This is a genomic window from Desulfobaculum sp., assembly GCF_054921475.1.
In genome coordinates this window covers 1-16,683 of the sequence record NZ_JBUDSW010000049.1, presented here as the reverse complement: position 1 = coordinate 16,683, position 16,683 = coordinate 1, and the positions used below count along the sequence as shown (strand labels likewise).

18 protein-coding genes are annotated in these 16,683 nt (G+C 59.9%); 4 read left to right on the top strand and 14 right to left on the bottom strand.

The window, feature by feature from the left end; genetic code table 11:
- The 8 genes from ACY69P_RS04945 to ACY69P_RS04910 all read right to left on the bottom strand — a co-directional run.
- The coding region (locus ACY69P_RS04945; RefSeq protein WP_462326748.1) for a single-stranded DNA-binding protein at positions 1 to 320 on the bottom strand (320 nt) is incomplete at its 3' end.
- A gap of 37 nt (positions 321 to 357) precedes the next feature.
- A complete protein-coding gene (locus tag ACY69P_RS04940; protein ID WP_462326747.1) occupies positions 358 to 717 on the bottom strand; it encodes a hypothetical protein in 360 nt (119 codons plus the stop codon).
- 8 nt (positions 718 to 725) lie between these two features.
- Complete coding sequence (locus ACY69P_RS04935; protein ID WP_462326746.1) at positions 726 to 1,376, bottom strand: biotin attachment protein; 651 nt, start codon at positions 1,374 to 1,376, stop codon at positions 726 to 728.
- A 75-nt stretch (positions 1,377 to 1,451) separates the two neighbouring features.
- Positions 1,452 to 3,722 (bottom strand): carboxyl transferase domain-containing protein, encoded by a 2,271-nt coding sequence (locus ACY69P_RS04930; RefSeq protein WP_459899219.1) that lies wholly within the window; start codon positions 3,720 to 3,722, stop codon positions 1,452 to 1,454.
- Positions 3,723 to 3,810: 88 nt separating this feature from the next.
- A complete protein-coding gene (locus ACY69P_RS04925; RefSeq protein WP_462326745.1) occupies positions 3,811 to 5,229 on the bottom strand; it encodes a biotin carboxylase N-terminal domain-containing protein in 1,419 nt (472 codons plus the stop codon).
- A gap of 4 nt (positions 5,230 to 5,233) precedes the next feature.
- Positions 5,234 to 5,626 carry a PilZ domain-containing protein gene (locus tag ACY69P_RS04920; protein ID WP_404844508.1) on the bottom strand — a complete coding sequence of 131 codons (393 nt, stop codon included), beginning with the start codon at positions 5,624 to 5,626 and terminating at the stop codon, positions 5,234 to 5,236.
- Position 5,627: 1 nt separating this feature from the next.
- Entirely contained in the window at positions 5,628 to 6,362 is a 735-nt protein-coding gene (locus ACY69P_RS04915) for an OmpA/MotB family protein (protein WP_459899213.1), read from the bottom strand.
- Positions 6,352 to 7,107, bottom strand: coding sequence for a motility protein A (locus ACY69P_RS04910; RefSeq protein ID WP_404844507.1), 756 nt, complete (start codon positions 7,105 to 7,107; stop codon positions 6,352 to 6,354). Before ACY69P_RS04910 ends, ACY69P_RS04915 begins: the two co-directional genes overlap by 11 nt.
- 126 nt (positions 7,108 to 7,233) lie before the next feature.
- On the opposite strand from ACY69P_RS04910, the gene ACY69P_RS04905 reads away from it, so the two are divergent.
- Positions 7,234 to 8,058, top strand: coding sequence for a purine-nucleoside phosphorylase (locus tag ACY69P_RS04905; RefSeq protein ID WP_459899212.1), 825 nt, complete (start codon positions 7,234 to 7,236; stop codon positions 8,056 to 8,058).
- A 128-nt stretch (positions 8,059 to 8,186) separates the two neighbouring features.
- Here the strand turns inward: ACY69P_RS04905 and ACY69P_RS04900 are convergent, their stop codons facing one another.
- The 3 genes from ACY69P_RS04900 to ACY69P_RS04890 are packed head-to-tail and all read right to left on the bottom strand — an operon-like array spanning position 8,187 to position 10,621.
- The gene (locus ACY69P_RS04900; protein ID WP_459899210.1) at positions 8,187 to 8,513 is read right to left on the bottom strand and encodes a hypothetical protein; all 327 of its coding nucleotides are present in this window, start codon (positions 8,511 to 8,513) and stop codon (positions 8,187 to 8,189) included.
- 45 nt (positions 8,514 to 8,558) lie between these two features.
- Positions 8,559 to 9,338 carry an MlaA family lipoprotein gene (locus ACY69P_RS04895; protein ID WP_462326744.1) on the bottom strand — a complete coding sequence of 260 codons (780 nt, stop codon included), beginning with the start codon at positions 9,336 to 9,338 and terminating at the stop codon, positions 8,559 to 8,561.
- On the bottom strand, positions 9,338 to 10,621 hold the full coding sequence (locus ACY69P_RS04890; RefSeq protein ID WP_462326743.1) for an alpha/beta hydrolase: 1,284 nt from the start codon (positions 10,619 to 10,621) through the stop codon (positions 9,338 to 9,340). Before ACY69P_RS04890 ends, ACY69P_RS04895 begins: the two co-directional genes overlap by 1 nt.
- A 309-nt stretch (positions 10,622 to 10,930) precedes the next feature.
- Here ACY69P_RS04890 and ACY69P_RS04885 point away from each other — a divergent pair, with 309 nt between their 5' ends.
- On the top strand, positions 10,931 to 11,251 hold the full coding sequence (locus ACY69P_RS04885) for a heavy metal-binding domain-containing protein (RefSeq protein WP_404844502.1): 321 nt from the start codon (positions 10,931 to 10,933) through the stop codon (positions 11,249 to 11,251).
- Between the two features lie 251 nt (positions 11,252 to 11,502).
- On the opposite strand, the gene ACY69P_RS04880 is transcribed toward ACY69P_RS04885, so the two are convergent.
- The 3 genes from ACY69P_RS04880 to ACY69P_RS04870 all read right to left on the bottom strand — a co-directional run bounded on the left by ACY69P_RS04880 (position 11,503) and on the right by ACY69P_RS04870 (position 14,747).
- The gene (locus ACY69P_RS04880; protein ID WP_462326742.1) at positions 11,503 to 12,036 is read right to left on the bottom strand and encodes a hypothetical protein; all 534 of its coding nucleotides are present in this window, start codon (positions 12,034 to 12,036) and stop codon (positions 11,503 to 11,505) included.
- Positions 12,037 to 12,305: 269 nt separating this feature from the next.
- Positions 12,306 to 13,760 (bottom strand): ATP-binding protein, encoded by a 1,455-nt coding sequence (locus ACY69P_RS04875; protein WP_462326741.1) that lies wholly within the window; start codon positions 13,758 to 13,760, stop codon positions 12,306 to 12,308.
- A 6-nt stretch (positions 13,761 to 13,766) separates the two neighbouring features.
- Positions 13,767 to 14,747: an ABC transporter substrate-binding protein gene (locus ACY69P_RS04870; protein WP_462326740.1), complete on the bottom strand. Its 981-nt coding sequence runs from the start codon at positions 14,745 to 14,747 to the stop codon at positions 13,767 to 13,769.
- A 557-nt stretch (positions 14,748 to 15,304) separates the two neighbouring features.
- On the opposite strand from ACY69P_RS04870, the gene ACY69P_RS04865 reads away from it, so the two are divergent.
- Together ACY69P_RS04865 and ACY69P_RS04860 are read left to right on the top strand one after the other, a co-directional pair.
- Entirely contained in the window at positions 15,305 to 15,958 is a 654-nt protein-coding gene (locus ACY69P_RS04865; RefSeq protein WP_462326739.1) for a response regulator, read from the top strand.
- A gap of 193 nt (positions 15,959 to 16,151) precedes the next feature.
- Positions 16,152 to 16,679 carry a GAK system XXXCH domain-containing protein gene (locus ACY69P_RS04860; RefSeq protein ID WP_462326738.1) on the top strand — a complete coding sequence of 176 codons (528 nt, stop codon included), beginning with the start codon at positions 16,152 to 16,154 and terminating at the stop codon, positions 16,677 to 16,679.
- Positions 16,680 to 16,683: the final 4 nt, after the last annotated feature.

Sequence of the window (16,683 nt, the reverse complement as noted above, 5' to 3'; positions counted from 1 at the left end):
AGGAACTGCACGCGCTGGGCCTTGACTTCGGTGCTGTAGCGGTCATTGCCGTCCTGACCCTGCCACTTGCGCGTCTGCAGGCTGCCCTCAACGTACACGAGGCTGCCCTTGCGCAGGTAGTTGGCGCAGGGTTCGGCCTGACGGCCAAAGACGACGACGGAATGCCACTCGGCCTTGTCCACGCGCTCGCCCTGCTGGTTGGTGTAGGACTCGTCCGTTGCCATACGCATGTTCACGATGGGCTGGCCGGCCTGCGTGTAGCGCAGCTCGGGGTCACGACCAAGACGGCCGATAAGCATTACCTTGTTCAAAGAAGCCATGAGACTCTCCCGATTTCGTTTTCGTTTCTATCCCCGGCTATTTGGGTGCCGGAGCTTTCTCTTCCAGTGCGTCCAGGGCGTCTTCCAGCCGTACGCTGATGGCGTTGGCTTCCCCGGGATTCCAGTCGCCGAGGGCGGCGTCCAGATTGGCGACGAGGCCAAGGGCCGTATCCAGCCCCTCTCGCAACGTCGCCTTCAGTTCCTTGTCTTTAAGGCCAAAACGCACCTGGTCGTCAAGGGCTGTGACCAATTCCACAACCCCAGGCTGGCCGCCTCCGGCGGTCACCGGAGCGTCCGTTTCCGGCCATGCAATGGCAAAAAGTCTGGGCCACGCACGTTTTACCTCGTCCGGATACGGCGTGGAAGCCGAAACACGAATCTGAAGAATTTTGCCCACGGCGTCTCCTAGTTATGTTCTTCCCACTCACCCTGCACGCGGTTGACCACGTCCTGAATAACGGGGAGCAGGTCCTCGGGGCACACGCCAATGAGCGGCGCGCCCGCGGGGACGGATTCGTTATGCTTGAAGTACAGCGCGTAGATGAGGCCTTCCGGGCCGCTGTACGGCAACGGCGCCTCACGCTTCATGCGCGACATGATGAACAGGTCCATGCCTTCGCGCACGCGCACGCTCTTGCAGCCCGAGGCCTTGACCTTGGTATCCACATCCGGGGTGAAGTAGTACTTGGCCTGCTCCGGGGCATGGAACAGGTGCAGCGTCTTCTTGAGAATTGCGGCGATGACTTCTTCTTTGGTCAGGTAGTGGCGCAGGGTACACAGCAGGGTTCCCTCCTCCACAAACTGGCCGGAGTGCTCAAGGCATACGGCGTCCATCTCGCCCTTGAGGGGGGCGTAGATGGGCTTTTTGGTATTCTCACGCTCAAGGTAGGCGAGCAGCGTTCCCGGCTTCTCATCCCAAGTTCCGGACACGCCGGAAACCTGAGTGGCTGTCTCGGTCACTACGTACTCGACCACTCCGGTATGCGGTGCTCTGACCTCCACCATCTCATAGGGGGAGGCTTTCATTTCTTCCAGAAGAGCCTTGACGTCTGTCACGAGAGTGTCCTCTTGCGGTTCGTATGACGTTGACCGGAGCGAAAGCGGCGCGGGCCGCTTTCGCCCCGAAAGTGTCTATCTGTAGTACAGGTTGCGGCCACCCATGGTCAAAAGGGCCTGCTGGAGGTTCTTGCGAATCTCCCTGCGGTCCCAGATGCCCTGAATGTGCCCGCGCGAAAGCGCCTGATGGCAGTCGTGGTAGTTGGGCGGAATGTCGATGCCCGTGGTCTCCTTGATAACGCCGGGTCCGGCAAAGCCGATGTTCGAGGAACGCACCGCGAACTGATACGGCGAGCAGCCAAGGAAGCTGGCCACAGGACCGGCGTAGGAGTTGGTGTCGTACAGCACCAAATACAGACCACCGGCTTCGATGTAGCGCCGCACGGCCATGGTGCATCGCGGCATCTGGATGACGCCGTTGACGCCCTCCTGAATGCGGATGCCCGCCGTGCCGTGCACATAGGCAATGAAGGGATAATGCTTCTTGCGCGCACGCTCGGCGGCGCGGATGAACTTCTCGCCCTCTGCCGCGCCAACGGAGCCGCCGCGGAAGTCCGCGATAAGCATAGCCACAACGCAGTTCACGCCATGGATGCGCGCCTCGAAGGTGGTGCAGCCGCTCTTTTTGCCCGTCTTTGCCTTGGCCTTCTCAATCTTGGCGTCCAGCCCGTCGAAGTCCAGCGGGTTGCCGGCTTCGATATTGCGGTTGAACTCGTAGATGGAGTTCTGGTCAAAGACGTTGTGCAGGTACCACTGGTACTCCATGCGGAAGTGGTGCCCACAGGTGGAGCACACGCCGCCGAAGTCGCCAAAGAGGTCCGGCGCCCACAGGTCCACACAGCCATGCGTGGCGCTGTTGGGGCAGGTGACGGCGCGGTCTTCGCGCGCCTGCGGGCTGACATAGTAGGTGCCGTTGCCCGTATCGCATTCCTCATCCCAGCAGGACAGCTCGGTGAGGCTCTTTTCGGTTTCCGTATCAATCGCGGTTTCGCCCTCGCCTTCGGAGATGCGGTTTCGCATCCACTGGAAAGGCGCGGCGCACCGGTCCTTGACGACCTGAATCTCTCCACCCAGCTCTTCCATAACGGAAGAAATCTTCTTCTGGTGCTTCCGCATAAAGTCGTACTTGAAGAACGAGTACACATCCCACCAGAATTCGCCGAGCACATTATTCACGCGTTCGGTGAAGGGAGAATCGTCGAGATAGGCCTTCTGCGCCATACGGCGGAAGCGCTGGTAGCGCCGCCAGACGAGGCGCTCCTTGGCGCGCGAGGACAGGTTCCAGCGCACGTAGATGTCTTCCGCGCTTTTGCCCTTCTTGCGCGCGCGGCGCGAGCTGAGCGTCATGGCGCGGAAAAGGCGCAAGCCCTTGACGTTGAGCACCACGGTATCCGTGGCCGCAATGACTTCCTGACGCAGTGTCTTGAAGAAGTCATAGTCCTCGGGGCGCGCACCAAGCGACGGCTCATGCAACACTTGGTCGATGAAGCCCATGGCTTTGTTGTCGTCCGCCGTCATTTTAATCTTGCGTGCGCAACTCTCTATAAGCTCCACGCTGGCGCGCTGGCCATTGCGCAGACGGCCCTCGATTGCAGCGGCGCCCTCGGGGGAAATGACGGAATAGTAGCCATGGGAGAACATCATCCGGTGGTCTGCAAGGCCAATGGCCTCCGCGCCGCCGGAGCCGCCCTCGGAGATGCAGGTAATGACCGGAACGGTCAGGCCAGCCATCTCGTAGAGGTTGCGGGCAATCTGCTGCGCCGCGCCGGGGTTGTCCTCAATGGGATAGGAACCGGGGGTGAAGACGTAGGTGTGGATGGGGATATTCTCGGTCTCGGCGACCTTCATATAGTGCAGCGCCTTGGCGTTGCCCCACGGCTTCACGGAACCGCCGTTGCGGAATTCCTGACCGTGTCCCTTCTCCTGACCGATGACCATAACGGGCTGGTTGTGCACCTTGCCGCCAACGCGGCGGGAGATGTACGCCCTGGCAATGATCATGCTGGGGTCGATGTTGTATTCGTCCTGTCCGCCCAGTTCGGTGTAGTTGTCATAGACGTTCTCAAGGATGTCCTTGAGGCAGACGCGCTGCGGGTGACGCACAATGCGCACCTTGTCCATGGGGGTGAGTTCACGTTCAAGCTTCTTTTCCAGGAACTCGAACAGGTCTTCAAGGGCGGAAAGCTGTTTGGCCCGTTCCGCGGGGGACACGGAGTCCTCTCGCGCAAGGAAATCATTCAGCTTGGACTGGAGAAGCTGAATATTCGCATTCTCCTTCGCCCCGAAGATGTCCTGAATATACTGTAGCCTGTCGCGCAGGCCCTGTATCCGCTTTTCAATGTCCATATACGTGTCTTTGGGATTGAGTGTCGGGTGGTGCCCAGCCGCGCCATGGCGCAAACGGGGCCGCATCATTATGATGCGGGGTCCGGCATCAGCTGAACTTCAGGAGGTCGGCCGTCTTCTCCCGCAGAAATTCCACGTTGGAGCGCAGCCCATCACCTGCGGAATCCTGCCCCTCCAGCACAAGGTTGTCAAGAAACGCCAATCCGCGCTCCTTGGCCTCGGCAAGGTCCTTGCCCCAGATGATGGCAAGGGCGAGGTTGGGGTCGAACTCCGTGGGAATCTGATACGGCTCGTCCGTTGGCACCTGCGTGTACATGGACAGCCACGACTCTTCCTTCCACGTGAAGGTGTCGATGCGGCCGCACCACGGGGTGAACTTGTTGGCCGGGTCCTCCGCGATGATGCGGTATTCTATGCCAACACCCTCAAAGGTGATGTCGCCTTGTCCGTAGCCCAGCTTTTCGCCAAGGCCGCAACGGATTTGCTCCGCAATCAGGTCCACCACTTCGCTCTGCGGAGTGCGGGAGATAATGGCGGAAACGCCGTTCTCCACCTGAATGCGGGTGTTGACCTCCATCAGGAAGGGCTTGCCGTTGGGGGTGACAATCCACTCCCACGTTCCCACACTGTCATAGCCGGACTCGCGGGCCATGGACAGGGAGTGCCCGATAATCTCATCCAAAAGCGCCTGTGCATCAAAGCCGTAGCCCAATTCACCGGGGGCGAAACCAGGGGCGACTTCTATGCGTTTCTGCCGACCGGTGCTTTGAACGGAACAATTGCGTGTGCCGAAATGTACCGGCTCGCTTCCGTGACGGTCTGCAAGAATCTGCACTTCCAGATGATTGAAGTCGAAGATGCGCTGTTCGACCAGCACGCCTTCGTCATTGAACTGCCGCTTGGCGTAGTTGCGGATGCGGCGATAGATGGAGCGGAAGGAATCCATATCGTGGATTTCCTCAATGCCCATGCCGCCACCGCCAGCCGACGCCTTGACCAGCACCACCGGATTCACCACGCCCTGCTCCGCCTGAAAGGCAAAGAGGTTCTCGGCGATTTCCTCGGCTTCCATCTCGTCATAGATGGGGCGGTCGGACCCGGGCACCGTGGGCACGCCAAGGCCGCGCGCAAGGCGCTTGGTGTTAATCTTGTCACCCAGTTCGCGGATGACGCGCCACGAGGGGCCAATCCAATGCAGGCGGTTTTTACGCTGCGTTACGCGGCGGGCAAAGCGGAAGTCTTCCGCAAAAAAGCCGTAGCCAGGGTGCACGGCAGTTGCCTGCGCATCGTCGGCCACGGCCAGCAGTTCATTGGCGTCGTGGTAGGAGGATATGCGATAGAGCGCACCTTCGCCGCCGAGTTCCCGGGCCAGTTTGACATGGCCGGAGCCCTCGTCCGCGGCGGTATACACACAAACAAAGTCCAGACCCAGCTTTCGGCAGGCCTGGACAATCCGCATGGCGATCTCTCCGCGGTTCGCCACCAGTACCTTATGTTTGTTCAACACTGGTTTACGTTCCTTGTTTGTCCGCCTTCTTCCTGAGTGCGATCATGCGTTTCTGGACTTCCAGCACCAGCTTATCGAGGCGGGCTTCCTTTCGATAGTCGTTGTTCTCGAAATTGATGCCGATGATGCCGTTATCCAGCACCCGCATCACCCGCGCCTTCATCTCAGGAAGGAAGAGCTTCTTGTTAAGGAGCAGATCGAACTCCAGTTGTTCGCCTTCTGTGAATCCCTTTTCGGCATCCTTGAAGGCCAGCCCCATGGCGCTGAGGTCCAGCACCATGAAATGCCTGTCCGTAGACCTGAGGACGACCTCGAGCCCCGGAATCTTGGTCCGGAATGCTCGTCGTTGTCCGCCGTTGTCACCATTGCCCAGAGAGAACGAGTACTCGTCGATCATCCTATTTGCTCACGATCTTTTCAAGAACCAGTTCGACACGCCGGTTCTTGGCTCTGTTTTTGGCGGAGTTGTTCGGAAAGATCGGTTCCAGATCGGCAAGACCTGTCGCCGTCAACCTTCCCTGGGCGATTCCGAGTTGCATCAGATAGCGCAAAACATACACCGCACGCAAGCTGGAAATCTCCCAGTTGTCCTTGAACCTACTCCTCCGTGAAGGAGGTATGTCATCCGTATGTCCGACGATATTGATCTGCTGGTCGACGGATTTCACCAACATGTCGCGCATGGTGTCGAGCATTTTGCGCCCCTGGCTGGAGAGTTCCACCTGACCGGATTCAAACATCACATCGCCGGGAAGACGGAGGATAATCTTGCCTTCGTCAAACACCGCGCCGACCACACCTTCCACACCTTTTTTGGTGATGAAGGTCCGCACGTCCGAAAACACCCTGCGCTGGGACTCGATGAGCTGCTTTTGCATGCGCACCGTGTCCATGATGACGGCGTCCTCGCTCTTGACGCGCATGGTCATGAGTTCCTTGTCCTTTTCGCCAAGGGCCTGCTTCACGGCCAAAAAGGAGTCCGTGAACTTTTCCTCATCCAGCGTGGACATGGAAAAGAGCAGGATGAAAAAAACAAGAAGGAGCAGCGAAAGGTCGGCGAATGTGGTCAACCACTCGTTGTTGTCGCCGCTTTCTTCCGGAGCGCCGAACATGTTCAGATCTTCATCGGGCACTCTTTCGCTCCTTGGGCGGCTCGAAGGACGAGAGCTTCTCGTACACCAATCTGGGGTTGTTGTTCTCCAGAATGGATTTCGCGCCTTCAAAGATGATTTGGAGGTGGAGTTCCTCCTGCGAGGTTCGCGCCTTCATCTTGCCCGCAAAGGGCAGGAACACAAGGTTGGCCATGATGGTGCCGTAGAATGTGGTCAGGATGGCCACAGCCATGGCAGGACCGAGGGTTGCCGGGTCCTCCAGCTTGGCCAGCATCTGCACCAGACCGATGAGCGTACCAATCATACCAAAGGCCGGGGCGAAGCCCGCCAGCTTTTGGAAAACATCAATGGAGATGCTGTGGCGGCGCTTCATGGTGCCAATCTCAATCATGAGCGTATCGCGGATGAGCTGGGGGTCGGCGTTGTCGGCAATGAGCTGGCAGGCTTTTTTGAGGATGGGGTTCTCGGTCTGGATGTTTTCCAGAGCGATAAGACCCTCGCGGCGGCTGATCTCGGCGATGCGGACCATGATGTTCACCACGTCCTCAACCTTGCCTTTCTTCTTCATGAACAGGGAAAGCGCGCCCTTGTGCGCATCAATGACATCCTGCAAGGGGAAGGTGACGCAGATGGCGGCAAAGGTGCCGCCAACGACAATCATCAGACCCGGGACGTTGATGAACAGTCCCAGCTGCCCCCCGACAAGGATGGCGCCGATGACAAGGACGAAGCCTATGATGGAGCCAAGAAGTGTTGCAATATCCATAATCTATAAATCTGCCTATCAAGAGCGGACGTTGACATGAAGGGGCATCCCGTACAGAATGACCGAACTTGGTGGCCCCGGACCATTACCTTTCCCCGAACCCCTCATAATTACTTATCAAAGTTTATGCAAAATCCCGAAAAAGTCCAGCAGGCAGCGGATTATATCCACAACAGCCTAACACGGCCGCACGCAGCGGATATCGGCGTGGTGCTCGGAACCGGCCTTGGCGACTGGGCCGAGTCCCTCACCCATGTCCAGTCGTTTGAGTATGCCGACATTCCCGGCTTTCCGCCATCCACCGTTGAGGGGCACGCCGGACGTCTCCTTGCCGCGCAGGTTGGCGGGCGAAACGTCTGGCTGCAGCAGGGGCGCTTTCACCTCTACGAAGGCAATTCCCCTGCCGACGTCTGCATGGGCGTGCGCACCATGGCGGCCCTTGGCGTCAGGACGCTCATCGTCACCAACGCGGCGGGCGCGCTGAACCCGCAGTTTGATGCTGGCGGGCTGATGTGCATCACGGACCACATCAATTACACGGGGGCCAACCCGCTTGTGGGCATCAACCACGATGCATGGGGCGACCGTTTCCCTGACATGAGCCGCGCCTACAGCCAGCGACTTGGCGGCATCGCCATGGACAAGGCCCTTGAGCTGGGTATCCGCCTTGAAAAAGGCGTCTACCTCGGCCTTGTGGGACCGAACCTTGAAACCCCGGCAGAAACACGGGCCTTCCGCATCTGGGGAGCGGACGCGGTTGGCATGTCCACCGTACTCGAAGTTATCGCCGCGCACCATATGGGCGTGGAGGTCCTCGGGATTTCCTGCCTCACCAACAAGAATTTGCCGGACTGCATGGAGGAAACCTCGCTTGATGACGTCATCGCCATGGCGCAGGCGTCCACCGGCAAACTCTCGCAGCTCCTCGGTGCAGTCATTGGGGCGCTGTAGCGCCGCCTGAGGAGCACATTCATCAAACATATCGGCCAGAAAGGGATTTCCTGTACCCCTCTGGCCCGATTTTCCTTGAAAAAAAGGCCGGTACCTGTGTACCGGCCTTTCGTTTGGCTGTGTGCCGCCTACTCGTGGCTGTGCTGCGGGTAGACGGGGGTCACGTCGTCCATATTCATCACGCGCGTGCGGTAGCCGTCGTGCTCGATGGCGTAGCGCGTTAAGGTATTTTCGTCGTGGTCGAGGATATCAAGGCCGCTCTCCGCTCCCTCGCGCATGTGCTCCATCACCTTGATGACGAGAAGCTCCGCGTCCGGGTGATAGCCGTCATGGGCGATGGTGATGGTGCTGCCATCGTATTCCACTTCATCAAAGGTCAGTTCCGGCTTCAGCGCCTCGTAGCCCTCCGGGCCGATGCCGTTGAACGTGCCGAAGATTTTCACGCCTGTTCGCATACACGCGCCTCCTGTTCTGACGCGGGGCATGGTCTGCCGCCGCGGCTACTTCTTCACATCCCATTCGCGCTTTTTCATGTAGAGAAAGCGCACCAAGTCATACTCAAACAGCGCGCCGTTGTCATAGTAGTGGAAAAGAATCTGCTTGCGCACGTCAATGCCCTTGAGGGTGCCGTAGGCAATGCGCGCAGGCAGGGCGTGGTCCGGGTCCAGCTTGTCCATGACCGCGCTCTCCTCCATCCAGATGATGGTACTGTCCACGGCAACGCCCGCCGTGTCGCGCACGTTGGACGGACCAAACACGGGAAGCACCACGTACGGGCCGGTAGGCACGCCCCAGACGCCAAGTGTCTGCCCAAAGTCCTCATCCTCATCATACAGCCCGCCGCGCGACGCCATATCCACCAGCCCGCCAAGGCCGATGGTGGTGTTGGTCACAAAGCGTCCAAGGGTGTTGGCCGCGCCCTCCACGTCCAGCTGCAAGACGCAGTTGATGAAGGTCGGTACCTCGCCGATATTGCTAAAGAAGTTGGACACGCCCTTCTGCACGGGCTTTGGGGTAACGGACTCGTAGGCGTTGACCACGGGCATCAGCACGTAGTCATCAAGGCGCGCATTAAAATCGTAAACCCGGCGGTTCATCCGCTCCCACGGGTCGTACACGTAAAAGGGGCTGTCCGGGGACAGTTCGGCCTTCATGGGCGGATGCTGCACCGGGGCCGTAAAGTCCGTGACTTTGGTAGGCGCCTTGGCCGCGCAGCCCGCGCCAAGGGCCAGCACAGCGCCCAAAAGAAGAACGCGCAAAAGTGTCGTGGTGCGTCGCATCAGCGTCCCTCCCCGGCCTGCATAAGCCGCAGCATATCCTGCACGTTATCCCGGTACATGATGTTGCCGCAGTGCCCGCCCACGGGATAAATGATGCCGCGCGCGCCAAAGGTCCGGCGCAAAAAGTCGACCTCGGCGCCGTCGAGGATAGGGTCGTCGGCATTGGTCACCATGACAATTTTCTCCGAGCCGCGCAGGTAGTCGCGGATGCTCCTGAGGCTGCTGTCGCGGATGATGGACTCCCGGGTGAGCGCCGGGTTGCGGTAGATGAGGTACGGCGCAAGGAATTCCTCAAAGTAGTCCTCAAAGCTGAGGCGCACGGTGGTCAGCAGATAGCCCAGCAGCGGATCGCCGGGCACCGGACGCTGGCCCTGCGGCACCACGTAGCCCGCGCCCAGGGTCAGGTCCGTGGCAAAAATGATGCTGGCCGACGACATGCGAAACGACACCGCAATAAGCGTGCGCAGGTCGTCGCCGGGCACCTTGCGGAAGTTGTAAAGCCTGTAGAGCAGGTCGCCGCCAAAATCGACTTTGTCCTGACTGGTGTAGAACTCCGACACCGTCTTGAGCAGGCGGCTTGTGGTGCGCTCAATATTATCCTGCGCGCCGGGTCCGTCCACGTGCAGGGCGTCCAGCCGCAGGGCGGAGTTGTACAGGCTGACGGGCGGGTTGATCATCAGCACCCGCCGGAAGTTGAACGCGCCCCGCTCCTCATCAAGCCAGGACAAAAACGCGGACTGTGCGCCGCCAAGGCTGTAGCCGCCCACGCTGTAGTCCGTCACTTGGTCCGCAATGTCCAAATCACGAATCACCAACTGCATGACCCGGTACAGGTCCTTGACGTCGTCGCGGATGTAGCCGGGCGCGCGGGACGTGGACGCGCTGACGATGAAGTTTGGATGCGTTGGCGAAGGCAGGCACACCACATGGTAGCCCGCGTCAAAAAACACCTGCTGGAGGAAGGCGTTCTTTTGCGAATTGTGCCCCGCCCCGGTCCCGGCGACGAGGAACATCAGCGGGGCGTCGCCATCCTGCATCACCACGGAGTAGCGCATCTCCTCGCTGTGCCAGAAAAGCTCCGGCGCAACGCGGTCGTCCACGCGCAGGGTATGGCCCACGGGCCGCGCCGTGCGCTTTGGGGTGTACATCATATCCGGCGGCGTTCCCACCACGGTGGCCACATACGGGTCGGTGTACGGATAGGCGTACTCTCCGGCCACGGCCGTCCCCGCAAGGCAGGCAATCAGCGCGATGGCGAGGGCTGCATTGAGTAATCGGCTCATCAGTCGTTCATCTGCTCCGGTTGCGCCCTTCGCCCCGCTTCGGCGTGGTGCCGGGTGGGCCGCAGGCTGTCATCATTTTCTGAAAGTACGCGAAACTAGCGGCAAGCGCCGCCGCTGTCGAGTCCTCAAAGACCGTCATTTTTCTGGCACTTCTCCCCTGCGGCCCTGCCGCATCACGCCCTGCCCGCCCCGGAAGCGTTGCCACACCACGACCCTGCACTTTTGGCAAGGTGCTTGCTTTGTCACCGCCAAGCGACATCAACACGATTTTTTCCATACACGGCACAGTGACAGCCAAGGAGGAATTCAATGCTTTCTCTGCTGAAAAAGCCCCACAACGAACCCGAAAAGAGTGACAACCTGCACATTGCCAAGGACCTGTTCCTCTCGGGCAAGTTCCCGGTGGTAACCACAAAGGAAATCCCGTCCCGCGCGGTCAAACGCGTTATCGGACTGGCGGCGTACAGGGGATACGACATGGAGCAGGCGTTCTATGGCATGATTACCCGCGCCATCTCCAACGGGGCCAACGCCGTTGTGGGCTACCGCGAAAACGTCGCCTTCCACCCCGATGGCAGCAAGTACATCTCCTGCTACGGCACGGCCGTGCGACAGGTGGAGGACAAGTAGCCCAAACGGCTCCCCTCCATACCGCGTCCAGTAATCACGAGAAAGGGAGCGCGCAGCACCGCTGCACGCTCCCTTTTGCCGTTGTATCTCTCTTCCGGCTGGCGGTTTGACGCCTTCGCGCGCCAGATGGCCCGGCGCCGCCTGCCCCCTTTCGGCCGCCACGCGCAGCAAACTTCACACAGCACGTCTCGTCAGCCCATCTTCCGGCCACAGCCCGCACGACCGCCGCGCGGCGCAGCGGCTGCCCGCGGCTACTGCATCGCCTGCGACAAAACCTCCCCGTAGATGCGCGGCGCGGCAAAGGGCATAATGTCGCGCCCCTGCACGCGGAAGCCGTCCAGCATCACGGCGTCCCGGCGGCTGCCGCCCGTGTCCACCTGCGACAGCGTCAGCAGAAGCGTGGCGCTCGGGATAATCTCGTTGCCAAGGATAAAGTCGCGCACGTCGTACCGAAAACGCCCTTTGCCAAGGGGAGTGAAACGGCGCTCCAACGAATGCGCGCGGACAAAGGCGTCCATGTCTGCAAAATTGAGCGACCGTGCGCGGCGCATTAACTCGTCGCGGTGCCTCCCCTGCTTTTGCAGCTTGAGCAAGGCAAGGCGCATGTCGCGCGGGTCCTTCAGCACAAACAATTTGGACCGCAACGACGCCCGCACGTCGCCGGAACGCCCGGCCTTTGCGGCCTCCTCGGACGGCGCGGTCTGCGTCCGCTGCGCCTGACAGCCCGCCAAAGCGAGGACGCCCGCCAACAGAACCATCCACGCCACTTTCGCCATATCCGACATACATCCTCCCACAGAGAGCTTGCGAAACATCAGGTCCATGCTCCGCAACCATATACCGTCATGGAGCTTTTCGCAAAACAGTTGCCGCGCAAAAGGGAGGCAACGCGGCCCGTCGAACTCCCTCCGCAGCGCGTACACCCCGCTGCGCCCGGCTTTTCACCGGGCACCCACCGCTTGAGAAAACCGCAAAAAAAGACCACATCCCCCGGCGCAATGCCGACAGGATGTGGTCTGAATCACCGTATGAATTCGGCGCAAAAGACGCGGCGTTATGCTTCGGCGGCAACGCCGCGGCCATGCTCCTGCGGCAGGGGGATGGCGACCTCAAGGCGGGTGCCGTCCTCACTGCCCATGATGGAGAATACGCCGTCAAAGGCGCGGGCGCGCTCGCGCATGTTGGACAGGCCATACCCCGCGCTTCCGGCGGTGTTGGGGTCGAAGCCGACGCCGTTGTCCACCACGGCAAGCTCCAGCCTGTCAGTATTCAGACGGAGTTGCACGTCCACCCGCGTGGCCCCGCTGTGGCGGGACACATTATTCAAGGCTTCCTGCACAATGCGATAAAGCGGCCCCTTCATATCTTCCGGGATGCGCTCCTCGCTGGCCGGGACCTCCAGATTCAGCTCAATGCCCTGCGTTTTGCGCACCTGACGGCACTTCCAGCGCAGGGTGGCCACAAGGCCTATTTCATCCAGTGTCGCGGGGCGCAGGTCCATGACGATGCGGCGCATATCCTCCAATATTTTGGTGATATGCTCGTTAATGCGGCGCAGATTGGCCACAGCCTCGGCCGTGTTCTCGCCCATGGCTCCAAGAATGTTGCCAATATGCAGGCGCACTGCCGAAATGTCCTGACACACGCCGTCGTGCAGTTCTCGCCCAATGCGCGCCCTTTCGCGCTCCCCAGCGGCAAAGACTTGACGCTGGGCGTCGCGCAGGGCGGTTTCGGCGCGCCGCCGCTCCAGCATTTCGCGCTGGAGTTCATCGCGCGAGACGGTGACCACCTTGAGCCGCAGGGACATCTCGTTAAATGCGCGGCCGAGTGCGGACACCTCATCGTCGCGGCCGGGCACCGTGACTTCGCAACCAAGCTCACCATCACGCAAACACAGAACGCCCTTATGCAGTTGCCGCAGCGGCGAAATGACGCCCTGCTGGAAAAAGCGCGCCCACATCAAAAACGACCCGCTCAGGACAACAAAGACGAACAGCAGCACGCCATTGCGCGCCGACTGCACGGCGGCAATGTTTGCGCTGTTCTCCTCCAAAATTTCGTTGGCATCGGCCTCCACGGCGCTGAGCACCACGGAAAAATGACTGCGCAAAAACCGCCGCGCGGTCCACAGCTCCACAGTTTGTTCACGCTGGGCCAGCCGCGCCATCCTCACAAAGTCCACAAACAGCGCATCAGCCTTGGCAAAGTCGCGCTCAAGAGACTGCAGCGGCTCCGTGCTCTCAAACATGGCGGCAAAGACCTCAATCTGCGCATGCAGCCGGTCCGCCCGCGAACGCCACTGCTCCTGCACGCGTTCAATGTTCGTATTGCTCAGTTCATTGGACAGGGTGTTCAACTCCGCCAGACCACTCAGAATGGAAAAAGCGGAGTTGCCGCGGTCGAGAAAAAGCCCGATGCGCCACTCGGCCCAAGTAAGGCTGCCCATGGCCAGGAGCAGCAAGAATGCCGTCCCGGCCATAAGCAGACGAAGTTTTCCGCGTATCGTCATGCGCAGTTACCTGATAATACTCACGCTACCGGGAAAGACCTTTTCCAGAGGCTGATACTCAATCAGGTCCATGAAGTTGCGCGGCGCCGTGTGCGAGACCAGCTTGTTCTCAATGGCCCAGCCTTCCACGCTCTCAAAGTTGAGCAGCAGGCTCTGCTTGAGGGACAGGTTGTACTCCACCTCGTTCTTCACAAAGTTCAGGGTGCCCTCGTAGGAGCGGTGCTTCATGTCCGCGATGATGCGTGCGGCCTCTTCCTCGTGCCCCACAACCCAAGCTTCGGCCTTTTTCAAGGCGCGGAACATGCCCTCAATGAGTTCCGGCTCGGCGTTTACGAGATTGCGGTGGGCAAGGATGGGCACAGTCTTGCGGTCCAGCTGGGCGTTGGTGAACTTGATGGCGTTGCCGCCCAGCTTGGCCTCCGCCTTTTCAATGGGGGTGCCATGCTGGCAGATGGCGTCCACTTCACCGTTTGCAATGGCGCCGGGCAGCTGCTTCTTGGTCACGAAGGTAATCGACACGTCCTTCGGGGAAATGCCGTTATGCAGCAGGTATTTATACAGATAATAGTGCGCGGTGGTGGCGCGCACGGTGGCGATGCGCTTGCCCTTGAGGTCCTTGGGGCTGGAGATGCCAGCATCCTTGCGGCACAGCACTTTGGTCTGGCTGTCGGTGTAGGCCAACACGCCAAGCAGGGCGACCTTGGCGAAATCGATGTCGCTCAGCACAATGCCCACGCGGTTGGTGGTGCCGAAATCCACCTCGCCGTCCAGAAACGCCTTGAGCGCGACAGAGCCGTTGCGGTAAATCTTGTGCTCCACTTCGATGCCATTTTCCGCAAAGTAGCCTTTGGCCATGGCGATGCAGACGGCGCCGTCCATTCCGCCAGACCCGGCGGAGACCGATACCTTGCGCAATTCCGCACTGGCCGGTACAGCCAAGGCGACAGTGAGAAGCAAGGCGACGATAGTTCCGATAAAGCGTTGCATATGTTCCCCTCTTCGTGTTTTTTCCCCAATAATTCCGGGATATTTTTCGGGATACGCTACACGAAGTTGGCCCTTCCTTCAATGGCCCTACCTCGCCCCGCAGAAAAGGCGGGCCCGTTAATCTGCCTCACTTTACGCATAATAAGCGAATTATTCCGGCTTCTTTCCTTGCAGCACCCTACCAAAGCTCACCCAACACCCTACCTGCAAAAGTAGGGTGCTCTGCATTTACACCCGTAGTCGAAGAACCCTATTTTGGTCACGTGCAGTCAACTAGTTTACTTAATTTTGAGGGGAGGCAATTATGTCATTCGGGGATATCATCAGCGCATGGATCCGTGAACAGGTGAATATGGGAAAACTTCCCAAAAGTATGGAAAACGGCTATGCATCGTGCAGCGATGTCAGCAGCCTAACGGACTACCTTTGCGACGCAATCCGCACCGCACAGGACGATACGCCCATCCAGCTGCTTGCCGCACATTTCGGGTATGCACTGCACCCCTTTGAGGGAGGGGGCCGGTGTAGCTCCGCAGCTCACGATGGTGGAGATTCTGGTGACGGCTCAAGTACGGATATTCATTGCTGAAGATCACACTCTCTTGCGAGAAGGGCTGAAGGCCCTCATAAAAACCAACCCGGACTGGGACGTCGTCGGCGAGGCCGCCGACGGTGTGGAAACGCTGGAACGGCTCGACCCTGATGCGGTTGACCTGCTCCTCATCGACCTGACTATGCCCCGGCTGACCGGGGTGCGCGTGATTAAGGAAGTCAAAGACAACTTCCCCTCCATGCGCATCCTTGTGCTGACCGGGCACAGCGATGAGGAATTCGTCTACGCCGCGCTCAAGGCAGGGGCGGACGGCTACGTGGTGAAGGACTCCACCAACGAGGACCTCGCCGCCGCCGTGCGCAACGTCATGAAGGGCAACGGCTACCTCAGTCCCACAGTGTCCATGGATGTTATCCGCGGCTACATCGACGGCAAAACATCCCCCGACCAGCCCCAAAGCAAAATTGACGCGCTGACGGGCCGGGAGCGGGAAGTGCTGGCCCTTGTCGTGGAAGGACACCCCAACGCGAAAATCGCCGAGCTTCTCTACATCAGCATCAAAACGGTGGAGAAGCACAAAACCAACATCATGCGCAAACTCAAGGTCGCCAACCAAAGCGAACTGCGCTCACTGGTCGGGGACGCCCCGCTTCCCTGACCCCCTTGACCACTGCGCCATATCCCACGCCCCCGCCGGACCGTACTCCCGGTGGGGGCTTTTTTCATCACGCCGCCCGCGGCGGGGCGGCGCGCCCGATCATTCCGCCCCGGGGCATTTTTTGCTACCCTGCCAAGTCAGAAAATCACTATCGGCAGGACATGCAGCGCCAACGCCACACTCTGGAGAAAGAATGGGTTCCACTAAGATATACCGCGACGCTTCCGACGACACGCTCCCCAATCTGCTACGCGAAATAGCCGACGCCATTGAACAGGGCGGCACAGACGCCGTGCCCGTCCCCGCAGGGTTCGACCGCCTCAAACTGAGCTTTCGCACCCGCTCTGGGCAGCTCTTCATGAAGGGCAAATTCAAAACGCCCCGGCGCGAGGATGCCCCGAGCATGGACGACGTGGACTATGACGAAGACGACAAGCCCGGCTACTCCAGCCTCAAGTCGCACATGAAGACGAACTTCCGGACCATCCTGCGCCACGCCCACCGCGGGCAACTGCCCCCGGCGGAGGTGCTCTCGTCCTTTATGGCGGACTCTCGCCTGATGGTGACCTACCCCGGCTACGGCGACGAATTCTACCCGGAATACCTCAGCGCCTGCGAGCGGCTGGAAGCCGCCTACGCCGCAGGAGACGCGGCGGCCTTTCGCGCCGAAGCCGATACCTTGGCCGCACTCAAGGCGCGCTGCCACGACCTGTACGACTAATTGC

What these genes read in the sequence shown, in the direction of transcription:
- ACY69P_RS04875 (WP_462326741.1), bottom strand. Translation starts at nt 13,760, where the DNA reads ATGACGATACGCGGAAAACTTCGTCTGCTTATGGCCGGGACGGCATTC.
- ACY69P_RS04885 (WP_404844502.1), top strand. Translation starts at nt 10,931, where the DNA reads ATGCTTTCTCTGCTGAAAAAGCCCCACAACGAACCCGAAAAGAGTGAC.
- ACY69P_RS04895 (WP_462326744.1), bottom strand. Translation starts at nt 9,338, where the DNA reads ATGCGACGCACCACGACACTTTTGCGCGTTCTTCTTTTGGGCGCTGTG.
- ACY69P_RS04890 (WP_462326743.1), bottom strand. Translation starts at nt 10,621, where the DNA reads ATGAGCCGATTACTCAATGCAGCCCTCGCCATCGCGCTGATTGCCTGC.
- ACY69P_RS04905 (WP_459899212.1), top strand. Translation starts at nt 7,234, where the DNA reads ATGCAAAATCCCGAAAAAGTCCAGCAGGCAGCGGATTATATCCACAAC.
- ACY69P_RS04860 (WP_462326738.1), top strand. Translation starts at nt 16,152, where the DNA reads ATGGGTTCCACTAAGATATACCGCGACGCTTCCGACGACACGCTCCCC.
- ACY69P_RS04930 (WP_459899219.1), bottom strand. Translation starts at nt 3,722, where the DNA reads ATGGACATTGAAAAGCGGATACAGGGCCTGCGCGACAGGCTACAGTAT.
- ACY69P_RS04900 (WP_459899210.1), bottom strand. Translation starts at nt 8,513, where the DNA reads ATGCGAACAGGCGTGAAAATCTTCGGCACGTTCAACGGCATCGGCCCG.
- ACY69P_RS04920 (WP_404844508.1), bottom strand. Translation starts at nt 5,626, where the DNA reads ATGATCGACGAGTACTCGTTCTCTCTGGGCAATGGTGACAACGGCGGA.
- ACY69P_RS04910 (WP_404844507.1), bottom strand. Translation starts at nt 7,107, where the DNA reads ATGGATATTGCAACACTTCTTGGCTCCATCATAGGCTTCGTCCTTGTC.
- ACY69P_RS04870 (WP_462326740.1), bottom strand. Translation starts at nt 14,747, where the DNA reads ATGCAACGCTTTATCGGAACTATCGTCGCCTTGCTTCTCACTGTCGCC.
- ACY69P_RS04880 (WP_462326742.1), bottom strand. Translation starts at nt 12,036, where the DNA reads ATGTCGGATATGGCGAAAGTGGCGTGGATGGTTCTGTTGGCGGGCGTC.